The organism is Streptomyces europaeiscabiei (genome assembly GCF_001550375.1).
In the GTDB taxonomy this organism is placed as follows: Bacteria; Actinomycetota; Actinomycetes; order Streptomycetales; family Streptomycetaceae; genus Streptomyces; species Streptomyces europaeiscabiei.
In genome coordinates this window covers 1-11,049 of the sequence record NZ_LRTR01000404.1, presented here as the reverse complement: position 1 = coordinate 11,049, position 11,049 = coordinate 1, and the positions used below count along the sequence as shown (strand labels likewise).

Sequence of the window (11,049 nt, the reverse complement as noted above, 5' to 3'; positions counted from 1 at the left end):
GCGTCTCCCCCCGGCCGAGCCCGGCGGTCCCTGCGCCGCTCCGCCGGCCGGGACACGGTCACCCTGCTCGCCCTGCCCCTCATCGCCGTGCTCGTGCTGCCCGCCTCCTTTGCCGGGGGCGGGACCCGGCGCTGGTTCGGGGGGCGGGCCGAGGGGCAGCGGGCCGAGGCGCAGGCGGCGAAGGACGCGGCGGCCGCCGCGTTCTACGAGCTGGACACCGCACAGCGCGACCTGCGGATCTCGATAGAGACGATCACGGCGGTGGACGACTCCCCCGCTGCCCGCCGGGCGGCCGACGGCTTCGATGCGCTGGGGCGGCGGATCGACGAGGCCAGCCACCAGTACATCAACGCCGTGGACGCCCACGACCTGGACCGGGACGACCTGGAGGCCTCCGTCGCCGCCCGCGCCCGGACCGAGCTGACCGCCGCCAAGGACGAGCTGGGGCGGGTCAAGCAGGAGCTGGACCGGTTCGCCCAGGGGCTCGGGCCGCTGCTCGGCACGGCCGAGACCCAGTTGGCCCGGCTGGTCCCGGCGGTGGAGCGCGCCCGGCAGGGCCTGCTCGCCGCCTCCAACGCCCTGGACGCCGTACGGGGTTCGCAGCTGAAGGCCGACGACCTCGCCGCCCGGCTGGCCGCTCTCGCCCCCGAGCTGACCAAGCTGAACCAGGGAGCGGGACAGCACGGCGTACGGGAGACGCTGGAGCGGGCCGACCGGGTCGTGCGTGAGGCGGAGGCGGTGCGGGCGGAGGCTGAGCGGCTGCCGGAGAAGGCCGCCGAGATCGATCACCGGCTGGTGTCGCTGCGCACCCGCGCGGAGGCGCTGGGCACCCGGGCGGGGCAGGTGCCGCAGGTGCTGAGCGAGCTGCGGCGGCGGTTCGTGGCGGCCTGCTGGCAGGATCTCCAGCAGGTGCCGGACCAGGCCGCGCGGGACGTCGAGCAGGCCCAGCTGAAGCTGCGCGAGGCGCGGGCCGCGCGGGACGCCCAGCGCTGGCCGGACGCGACCTCGCTGCTGTCGACCGCACGCGCGCTGCTGAACCACACCGACGAGGAGGTCTCGGCGGCCGGCGACCGGCTACGTCGGCTGAACTCCGTGCAGAAGGACCCCCAGCAGGAGATCGACCGGACCCGGTTCGCCCTCCGGGACGCCCAGCGCCTGGCCATGACCGGCCGCTCCACCCCCGACCCGCGCCACGCCCGCCCGCTGGACGACTCCGTGGGCCGTCTGGACCGGGCGATCGCCGCCCTGGAGGGGCGCCACCCCGACTACTGGCACTTCCTGACGGAGACCGAGGCCGTACGGCAGAACGTGGCCCGGGTCGTCGACCTGATCCGCAAGGAGCGCGGCGCGGGCGCCACCTGAGGCGCCCGGCCCCTGCCGGGCCGGGGCGCGGTCCAGGGCGCCCGGTCGCGCCCCCGGGTCACTGGGTTGCCCGGTCGAGCCGCCCGGCGGATGCTGAAGGGGTACGCAGGCCTCCGCTCACACCCGATGGGAGGCGGACATGGCCACGCACGCCACGCACACGGTGCGTCCGAAGGGCCGGCACGCGGGTCCCCGGCGGCGGATCAGGATCGACGAGCATCTGCCGGTCGACCACCGTCTCAACAGGGTCTACCGGTTCGGGGCGGGCCTGATGGGTCTGTTCCTGCTCGCCTTCGGCATCCTGGGCCTCATCGACAAGGTGGGCTGGTTCGACACGAACGGCGACGAGGTCGTGGGGCTGAACACCAACGGCACGCTGAGCGTCCTGTCGATCGCCGTGGGGCTGCTGCTGCTCGTCGGCATGGTGATCGGCGGCAACTTCGCATCCACGCTGAACATGACGCTGGGCGTCCTGTTCATCCTGAGCGGCTTCGCCAACATGGCCCTGCTGGACACCGACTCCAACTTCCTGGCGTTCCGCATCCAGAACGTCCTGTTCAGCTTTGTCGTCGGCCTCCTGCTGATGACGTTCGGGATGTACGGCAGGGTCGGCGCGGCACTGCCGCACGACAACCCGTACTGGCGGGCGCGCCACCCGCGGGAGTCGGAGCGTGAGATGCGGCGCAAGGCCGCTGTGGGGATGGCGAAGCTGGAACGGGCCGACGCCCTCCCCGAACCGGAGTCCGGATCGGAATCCGGGTCGGACGGGAAGGGCGCCGGCTGACACCTGGTCGGGCCCGGGGGGCCCGGGGCTCAGGTGCGGTACGCGTAGTAGTTGGCGCCCGGGTACGAGGCGATGATGCTCGCGACCGAACGGCGGTAGGTGTCCGCGTCGTGGTAGGTCAGGTACGGCACACCGCTGGAGCTGCGGTAGGTCGTCATCATGGAGTGGTCCTTGTCGCCATCCTTGTTGAAGTCGACCTGCAGCACGTCACCGATGTCCATCTGGTAGACGTTCGCGAGCGCGGTGGTCCGCTTGGCGGTCTGGGTGAACCAGGACCACTCGTTGACGCCGATCCAGGCGTCGGCCGTACCGTTCGACGCGTAGTACCAGGTGTCGTACTCCTCGGGCGTCACCGTGGAGATCTGCTTCCAGCCGCCCGCCAGGAGGCCCTGGCTGAGGTAGTTGGTGCAGTCGCCGCCCGCCGAATTGTACTTGCGGTACGCCGAGTTGTAGTTCTTCCAGTACTTCTCGGTGTACGTCGCCATGGCGTTGTAGTTGTAGGCGCCGCCGGTGAGCGTCTTCGGCCTGGCCACCGGGTTGGGCGTGGTGGCCGCCTTGGGCGCGCTGATGATGGCCATCGGCGTACGGCTCAGCTTGGCGTCCGCCGCCGGGGCCGCGGGCTCGTTGATGCGCGGGGCGCCACCGTCCGTGGAGCGCATCGCGGTCAGCTGCCAGGTGCCGTCCGCCTGAGCGGCGAAGGTCAGCACGTGGTGCGCGTCGAAGCCCGTGGAGGCGGGCTCGTCGCCACGTATCTTCTTGTACTTGAGGGTCGTGGTCTCGGTGACCTTGACCGTGGCCTTCGTGCCCTTGACCTTGGCGCTGTCGACGGTGACCTTGGTGTCGGCCGAGGTGTAGGCCTCACCCAGGTCCGCGAGGCGGGACTTGGTGGAGCGCAGGGCGCTCAGCTTGCCGTCCTCGGCCTTCTTCTGGCCGGACGACAGCTTGACGCCGCCGGTGGGCTTCAGCGACTTGCGGGCGGCCTTGCTACCGAGCAGGACGGCCGTGCGGTCGGTGAGCACGTTGTCCGCGACACGGCCGAAGGCGTCCTTGGTGGCGCTCGTGACCTTGGGCGTCGACGCGGTGGCGCTCGCGGCCGTGACAGGCAGCAGCGCGGTGGCCAGCACGGCCGCCGTGAGGGTCGAGCCTGCGAGGCTCAACGTCCTTGATCTCACTGGGAATCTCCTTGACCCCGAGTTGGTCTTACCTCGGGAGCGAATCTTTACATGACCTCCTCAAACGGAGTGAGGCCGGGGGGTGTAACAAATGGGCAACTGCGTGTTTATTTCACGACCGACGCCCAGTCGGACGGGGCCTGGGCGGGGTCGAGTCCGCGCAGGTTCGCCAGGGTCTCCGGCGTCTGGACATCCATCCAGTCGGCCAGTTCGTCGAAGGACACGCACTTCACGTCCTTCTTCACGCACACGTTCTTGATGACCTCGTCGACGGCGTTCATGTAGATGCCGCCGTTCCACTGCTCGAAGTGGTTGCCGATGAGCAGGGGTGCCCGGCTGCCGTAGTACACGCGGTTGAAGCCGGCCATGTAGGTGTCGATGGTCTCCTGCTGCCAGGCCGGGAACTTGGCCGGGTCGCCCTGGGTCTGGCCCTCGGACTGGTTGTAGAGGAAGTTGAAGTCCATCGACAGCGCCTGGTACTCGTCGTTGTACGGGAGCATCTGCAGCGGGAAGTCCCAGATGCCGTTCTTCTTGCCGGGCCACACCTGGTAGGCGCCCGGCGAGCTGGCGTCGTAGCGGTAGCCGAAGTCCTTGACGGCCTTCAGCAGGTTGTCCTGGCCCTCCAGGCAGGGGGCGCGGCCGCCCTTGATGGCGTCGATGGAGAAGGGCAGCGGGTCGAGGTCGGTGTCCCCGGTGTTGGTCTTCCAGTTGGCGACGAAGTCGTTGAACTCCTTGATCTCCTGCTTCCACTCCGCGACGCTCCAGTCGCCGCCGCCCTTCGCACCGCAGAAGTGACCGTTGAAGTGGGTGCCTATCTCGTTGCCCTCCTTCCACGCCTTGCCGAGCTGCTCCACCGTGGTCCGGACGTGCTCGTCGGTGGGGTAGCTGATCGCGGCGGCGCCCTTGTCGTGCTGGGGCGGGTCGTAGAGGTCCCGCTTCTCCTTGGGCAGCAGGTAGATGCCGGTGAGGAAGAACGTCATGTGGGCGTCGTACTTCTTCGCCAGTTCCCGGTAGTGCTGGAACAGGTTGTCGTCGCCGGCGAGCGCGCCGTCCCAGGAGAAGACGACGAACTGCGGCGGCTTCTCACCCTTCTTGAGCGGTACGGCCTTCAGCCGCCCCTTCTGCGGGCCGGTGTAGGAGGTCGAGCCGTCCCCGATGACCTTGGTCTTGCCGTCCCACTGCGGTTCCAGGTTCTTCGTGGACCCCTTGTTCCCGCTGCCGGCCGACGACGCGGTCGGCGCGGTGTCGGCCGAACGGTTCAGCACCATGTAGCCGCCGACCAGCGAGGCCACCACGAGGAGCGCGGCCACCGTCAGGAACTGCGGGCGAGTGGTGCGGCGCGGCGGGCGCGACTTGCGACGGCGGCCTTTGTGCGGCTTGCTGCCAGGGTTCATGTACGGCTCATTCTGCGAGGGTGGCGGGTGCGGGTGCTCATCGGTGGTCAGCCGATACTCATCGCACTGGACCAGATGTCGTAGGGGACTCCGGAGTTGGGCGTTCCGGCGATCCCGTCGAGCGGCAGCGGCTCCAGGCTCCTGGCGAGGTCGATGCGGTAGACGACGACGGCGGTCGACACGTCCTGCGCCGTGCCGACGTACCAGGCGGCCCTGTCGTCCTGTGTGGTCCCGCCCTTGGCGGCCACCTCGAAGGAGGCGGCGCCGGGAGAGGTGGGGTGGTCGGCGCGGAAGGCGTCCGTGAGGGCCGAGGTGACCTCGGCGGCCACGCCGACGCCCACCGCACGTTTCGGCTTCGGGTTGTTCAGCGCGACCCTGGACCCGTTGTGGGTCACCTTCCGCACGGAATACGGCTCGGTGTGCTTGCCCCGGGCGGCGAAGGTGCTGTAGCCGCTGGCCATACGGATCGCGCTGGGCGTGGCGCTGCCCACGGACAGCGCGGGCACCTGGGCCCCGAGGCTGGAGGAGAGCAGTCCGGCCGCCTCGGCGGTGGCGCGCACCTTGTCCAGCCCGGTGTCCATGCCGAGCTGCATGAACGGTGTGTTCACCGATCCGGCGAGCGCGTCGTGCAGGGTGATCGGGCCCCAGGACTTCTTGCCGTCGTTGTGGGCGGAGACCTGATCGCCGTCCCGGTCCCAGTACGGCCCCTCGGGCGTGGTCACCGGGACGGCGTCGTTGCCGTCGTAGACCGTCGCCGGGGTTACAGGTGTAGCCTCGCCGCCGCGTTCCTTGACGACGCCGTGTTCCAGGCCGGCGGCGTAGACGAACGGCAGGAAGGCCGAGCCGGACGGGACCGTGGTCGCGTTCGACTCGTTGTAGCCCTGTTCACGGTGGTCGGGGCCGCCGTAGACGGCGAGTATCCGCCCGTCGGCGTCGACCGAGGAGGCCCCGAAGTGGGCGTCCTTCGCCTTCTTCGGAGAGTCCTTCCGCACGGCCTTGCGCGCCTTGGTGACGGCGTCGGTCAGCTCGGTCTGCCGGTCCTTGTCGAAGGTCGTGTAGATCTGGTAACCGCCCCGGTCGAACTCCTGGTCGGTGAGGTTCGTGGCCTTCTTCGCGTACTGGGAGGCCAGCCGCACCAGGTAGTCGCTCTGCTTGCCGGTGTCGTACTGGTTCGCCTGTTCGATCGGCTCGGGGAACTTCGTGTACTTGGCGCGCTCGGCCTTGGACAGCTTCCCGATGGACACCATCCGGTCCAGGATCCACTCCCAGCGCTCGACCGTCCGCTCGTGGTTGGCCTTGCTGAGGGAGGGGTCGTAGAGGCCCGCGCCCTTGAGGAGGGAGGAGAGGACCGCGGCCTCGCTGACGTTCAGGTCGCTGACGTCCTTGCCGTAGTACGCCTGGGACGCCCGCTGGATGCCGTAGGTGCCACGGCCGAACCAGCTGGTGTTGAGGTACCCCTCCAGGATCTTGTCCTTGCTCATCTTGTTGTCGAGTTTGAGGGCGATCATCGCCTCGTCGAACTTACGGCCGAGCGAGCGGTCCTGGGACAGGTACACGTTCTTGACGTACTGCTGGGTGATCGTCGAGCCGCCCTGGGTGTCGCCCTCACCGACGGTGCGCACCAGGGCACGGGTGATGCCGCTGACGGAGATGCCGGGGTCGGAGTAGAAGCTCGCGTTCTCCGCCGCGAGGACCGCCCAGCGCACGTCCTCGGGGACGTCCTTCAGCGGCATCGCCTGGCGCCGCACCCAGCCGGTACGGGCCATGGGGGTGCCGTCGGACCAGAAGTACACATTGTCCTGCTGCGTGGCGAAGGTGTTGAGGTCATCCGGTATGTCCGTGGCGGCGTACGCGACGGTGAGGAACATGCCGCTGGCGCCCACGGCCAGACCGGCGGCCCCCAGCGACTGCCGCCAGGACGGCACCCAGCGCCGCCAGTCGTTCCGGCCCGGTCGCGGGTACTGCGGACGCAACTGGCGGGCGAAAGGAACGAAGGGGGCCAGCCGCGAGCCGGCGACGGCGGAGAATCTGGCCAGAACGGACGGCCTGGGCGCCTTGCGCCGGCCTCTTCCCCCCGCCCCCGGCTTCGACTGGTCCTGCGGGATGTCGAACGCGCCCGGCTCGGGCAGCCGCAGCTGCATGGTCTCGTCCGCCGGGGCAGGGGGGAGCTTCAACTGCATGGTGAGGTCGGACTCCCGCGCCTCCTCACCCCGCGCCTCCTGCGCCCGCTCCCGCGAGGGGGCACGTCGACGGCGCGCGCGGCCCTCGTCCTCGGAACCGGTCGTCCCCGAACTAGTCACGGCCGGCTCCCTCGCACGGGCGGCCCGAGCGATGCGCGGCAACGATTTTGCGGTGCGCGGCAACCTTTCGCCCACGCACGGCAACTATCCGACCGGGAGACGTGGCTCCCGGTCGACCAAGGACAGCAGTCACGACTGTCCCCCCTCCCCACTTGGCATCGCCCGTGTGGACGGTCACAGCCGCCACACCCGCGACCGTGAGCCCCCTGTTTCCCCCAGCCTTCCGGCCTCCACACAGCGCTCACAAATTATCAGTCACTTTCACAACTGCTTCTGCCAGTAGCGTGAAAATTTGGCCATTGTGACCGACCAGCCATTATGGACGGCCCTTGCCGCCGCGCAAACGCCGGTTAGCCTGGGCCCATGCCTCGCTACGAGTACCGCTGCCGGACCTGCGGCGACACCTTCGAACTGAGCCGCCCGATGGCCGAGTCGTCCGCCCCCGCGGACTGCCCCGAAGGCCACTCCGACACGGTCAAACTCCTGTCGACGGTCGCCGTCGGGGGTTCGGCCGCCGCGTCCGCACCCGCGCCCCGGGCGGGCGGTGGGGGCGGCGGATGCTGTGGCGGCGGCTGCTGCGGCTGATCAACACACTTCGATCAACGGTCGACGGCCCGGGAACGTTCACCGGCCGTCCGCCGGAACGCGCGCTTTGACCACTTTCTCAGCCTGGCCCCCGGGCGTTCACCGTTCCCTCAGGGTCTCTTCAGCTTCGCTCACCTAGCGTGCCCCCATGACAGCCATGCAAGCGGAGTCGATGAGCGGCGCGCCCCTGTGGATCATCGGTCTGATGGATCTGCTGGGCGCGCCGGGCGCGGGCCTCGCCGTCGCGCTGGAGAACCTCTTCCCGCCGATCCCCAGCGAGGTCATCCTCCCCCTCGCCGGTTTCGCCGCGAGCACCGGGCAGATGAGCCTCCTGGCCGCGCTGCTGTGGACCACCGCGGGCTCCGTCGTCGGCGCCCTCGCCCTCTACGGCGTCGGCGCCCTTCTCGGCCGCGACCGCACGGTCGCCATCGCCGCCAGGCTGCCCCTGGTCAAGGTCTCGGACATCGAGAGGACGGAGGCCTGGTTCCTCAGGCACGGCACCAAGGCGATCTTCTTCGGCCGCATGATCCCCGTCTTCCGCAGCCTGATCTCCGTACCGGCCGGCGTGGAACGCATGCCCCTGCCCGTCTTCACCCTGCTCACCACTCTGGGCAGCGCCCTGTGGAACACGGCCTTCGTCCTGGCCGGCTACTTCCTGGGCGCCAACTGGACCGAGGTGACGGCGATCGCCTCGACATACTCGAAGATCGTCCTTGGAGGAGCGGCCCTGGCGGTCCTGACCTTCGCGCTGGCCCGCTTCCTGAAGAGGGGCAGGCGCAGCCGCCCCTCAGGGGCGAGGGGAACTGCGCGACAAGCCCCTGACAACCAGCGGCCCGCCGACCACAGCACCCCCACCCCCTGACCGGCACCCGAACCCTTCTCACCGCTCCCGAGCGACCCGCAGGAACTCCCGAAGAATCCGCTCCCCGGCCAGCACACCCCGCTCGGAAAGAGCACTGACCGTCGGCCCCACGAACCCGGCCTCGGCCAGCTCCCCGTGCCCGGGCCGCCAGGCCCGGTCCGCCGCGAGCAGCAGATCCGCGTCGAGCAACGAATCCCCCGCGGCGACGGTCAGCTCGGCCCCGGTCCGCCGAGCGACCTCCCTCATCGCAGCGCTCTTGGTCAGCGGCTTCGGCACGGCGTAGATCTTGCGCCCCTGGAGGGACACGGTCCAGCCCCGGTTCTCGGCCCAGACCGCGAGATCCTTCACCCACTCCTCGGGAAGCAGCTCACGCTCGACGACGAGATAGACGAACAGATCCTCCGCGATCCGGTGCTTGCGCACCCACGCCGGGTCCGCCGTGGCCTCCAGGTGGTCCCGCACCTCGGCGAGCGGCGCGCACTCGTCCGCGAGCCGGGCGGTGACGCGCTCGTGCCAGGCGACGTCCGTGACGCCGTCCACCAGCAGATGCCCGCCGTTGGCGCAGATCGCGTACGTCGGCTCCGGCCCCGGCAGGCTGATCCGCTGGTACTGCTTCCGTGTCCGGGTCGTCGTCGGCACGAACACCGCCGCGTCCCCCAGCTCGGCGAGCAGCCCCGCGGCCGTCTCCGTCATGTAGGACAGCGGCCGGCTCTCGTGCACCTCGACGGTGAGCAGCCGGGGCGCCCGCGCGTCCGGCATGGTCAGCGCGAGCGCGGCGGCCGAGTAGATGAGCGTGCGGTCGAGATCGCTCGCGACGAGAACCCTGGGGCCCGGCATCAGACCGCCACCGCCCTGCCGTCGGCGCCGGTCGCGCCCCGCGTGTACTGCGGATGGATCAACCCCACGCATGTGTACGGCAGTTCGGCCACCTCTTCCACCGGTACCCCTCTCTGTTCGGCGAGCAGACGTACGTGGTCGAGATCCGCGCCCGCCCCGGCCCGCGCGAGGATCTTCCACGGTACCCGGCGCAGCAGCACCCGAGTGGTCTCCCCGACACCGGGCTTGACCAGGTTCACGTCGTGGATCCCGTACTCCTCACTGATCCGCTCGACGGCCGCCCAGCCCTCCCAGGTGGGCGTGCGATCGGCGGCGAGCAGTTCCTCGGTACGGGCGTCCACGGCGTCCGCGACGGCGTCGAAGCGTTCGGCCACGGCGTCCAGGAAGCCGACCGACACATCGACGCCGGCCAGCTCCCGGTAGAACTTGGCCCCGTGGAAGTCGTCGGGCCCGACGAGGTCCGAGCGCAGCACGGTCCGCGATATCAGCCCGGAGACCGTGGAGTTGAGGCAGGCGGACGGGATCAGGAAGTCCTCCCGCGTCCCGTACGTCCGCACGCACGACCCCGGGTCGGCGAGCACGGCGATCTCCGGGTCGAACCCGGTGATGCCGTCGGACTTCTCGAACTCCAGCAGGGCGGCGGCCAGTTCACGGGTGATCGCGCCCTTGCCGGTCCAGCCGTCGACGAACACCACGTCGGCGGGGTCGTGATGAGCGGCCAGCCACCGCAGCGCGTTGGCGTCGATACCGCGCCCCCGCACGATCGACACGGCGTAGTGCGGCACCTCGACCCCGTGCCGGTACTGCGCCCAGCGCCGCATCAGCACGCCCACGGGCGTGCCGGCCCGCGCCAACGACACGAGGACGGGGCGCGCCGACCGCTCGGCCAGCACGGTCTCGGTCACCACCCCCACGGCCAGGGCGATCCGCTCCGCGGAGGTTTCGAGCGCGCTGTGGAAGAGGGCCTGGTACTGCTCGCTGGGCTGGTACTCGACCGGCAGGGACTCCGCGTAGTGCGCGCCCCCGCTCTGGATGGCCTCCTCCCGCTCCTCGGTCGGTGCCTCCAACGTCACCTCCGAGAGGTCCCGCAACAGCCAGCCGACCTCGTCGGGCGCGTAGGAGGAGAAGTCGGGACCGCGCAGGGGGTCGGGGAGCATGGAGGGCCTTTCGGGGAGGTGCGGGGTCGGGGGCGTCGGCGCGCCGGGTTCGGTCGTACCGGGGATCGACCTCGGCGACCGGGAGGACGCAGGGGCGGCGCTCGGCCGAGACCGCGTGTCCCCGCGCTGCGGGACCGGCGGGACGTACGACGGCACCACGGCGAGCAGGACGTTCGGGGTGTGGGCGGCGAGGGTCGCCAGCAGCCCGTCGGGGGCGTGCAGGGCGGCCGTGTCCCCGGCCGAGTCGACCACCGCGACCACCGCGTCGAAGCCGCCACCGGCCACGTTGTAGGCGTACCGCTCCCCCGGCCCGTCGGCGGGGTCGTCGTGCGCGGGGAAGACGATGCGGCTGCGGATCGCGTAGCCGGGGTCGTCGACGGCGAGGACGGGTGACCGCGTGGTGGTGGAGAACCGTATCTCCGGCCCCTGTCCCGCCTCGTTCGCCGTCCCTTCCACAAGCCGCTCAAGCTCCCGCGCGAGCGCCAGCGGTGCGTACATCAGCTCCTCGAAGCCGAGCACGAGCACGCGCCGGGCCCCCGGCGGCAGTGCCGCGGCGAGGCGCGCGGCCATGGCGGGCAGCGCGCTCTCCAGCCGTG

At 70.5% G+C, this 11,049-nt stretch carries 9 protein-coding genes; 4 read left to right on the top strand and 5 right to left on the bottom strand.

What is annotated here, in order from left to right; all coding sequences use genetic code 11:
* The first annotated feature begins 30 nt into the window (after positions 1–30).
* Together AWZ10_RS19435 and AWZ10_RS19430 are read left to right on the top strand one after the other, a co-directional pair.
* Positions 31–1,362 (top strand): hypothetical protein, encoded by a 1,332-nt coding sequence (locus AWZ10_RS19435; RefSeq protein WP_063809778.1) that lies wholly within the window; start codon positions 31–33, stop codon positions 1,360–1,362.
* Positions 1,363–1,501: 139 nt separating this feature from the next.
* Positions 1,502–2,146: a DUF4383 domain-containing protein gene (locus AWZ10_RS19430; protein ID WP_046707826.1), complete on the top strand. Its 645-nt coding sequence runs from the start codon at positions 1,502–1,504 to the stop codon at positions 2,144–2,146.
* A 29-nt stretch (positions 2,147–2,175) separates the two neighbouring features.
* Here AWZ10_RS19430 and AWZ10_RS19425 read toward each other — a convergent pair whose 3' ends face one another.
* From AWZ10_RS19425 to AWZ10_RS19415, 3 genes are all read right to left on the bottom strand, one after another.
* Positions 2,176–3,318: an amidase domain-containing protein gene (locus AWZ10_RS19425; protein WP_046707825.1), complete on the bottom strand. Its 1,143-nt coding sequence runs from the start codon at positions 3,316–3,318 to the stop codon at positions 2,176–2,178.
* Between the two features lie 107 nt (positions 3,319–3,425).
* Entirely contained in the window at positions 3,426–4,712 is a 1,287-nt protein-coding gene (locus AWZ10_RS19420; protein WP_046707824.1) for a polysaccharide deacetylase family protein, read from the bottom strand.
* A gap of 47 nt (positions 4,713–4,759) precedes the next feature.
* The gene (locus tag AWZ10_RS19415) at positions 4,760–6,892 is read right to left on the bottom strand and encodes a transglycosylase domain-containing protein (RefSeq protein ID WP_046707828.1); all 2,133 of its coding nucleotides are present in this window, start codon (positions 6,890–6,892) and stop codon (positions 4,760–4,762) included.
* Positions 6,893–7,375: 483 nt separating this feature from the next.
* On the opposite strand from AWZ10_RS19415, the gene AWZ10_RS47835 reads away from it, so the two are divergent.
* Positions 7,376–7,597: an FmdB family zinc ribbon protein gene (locus AWZ10_RS47835; protein WP_037704483.1), complete on the top strand. Its 222-nt coding sequence runs from the start codon at positions 7,376–7,378 to the stop codon at positions 7,595–7,597.
* 157 nt (positions 7,598–7,754) lie between these two features.
* Positions 7,755–8,459 carry a DedA family protein gene (locus tag AWZ10_RS19410; RefSeq protein WP_063776383.1) on the top strand — a complete coding sequence of 235 codons (705 nt, stop codon included), beginning with the start codon at positions 7,755–7,757 and terminating at the stop codon, positions 8,457–8,459.
* A gap of 18 nt (positions 8,460–8,477) precedes the next feature.
* Here AWZ10_RS19410 and AWZ10_RS19405 read toward each other — a convergent pair whose 3' ends face one another.
* Entirely contained in the window at positions 8,478–9,296 is an 819-nt protein-coding gene (locus AWZ10_RS19405; RefSeq protein ID WP_060891679.1) for an HAD family hydrolase, read from the bottom strand.
* Positions 9,296–11,049 (bottom strand): cysteine protease StiP domain-containing protein (locus AWZ10_RS19400; protein ID WP_060891678.1); only part of this gene is annotated, 1,754 nt, incomplete at its 5' end. The genes AWZ10_RS19400 and AWZ10_RS19405, both read right to left, overlap by 1 nt.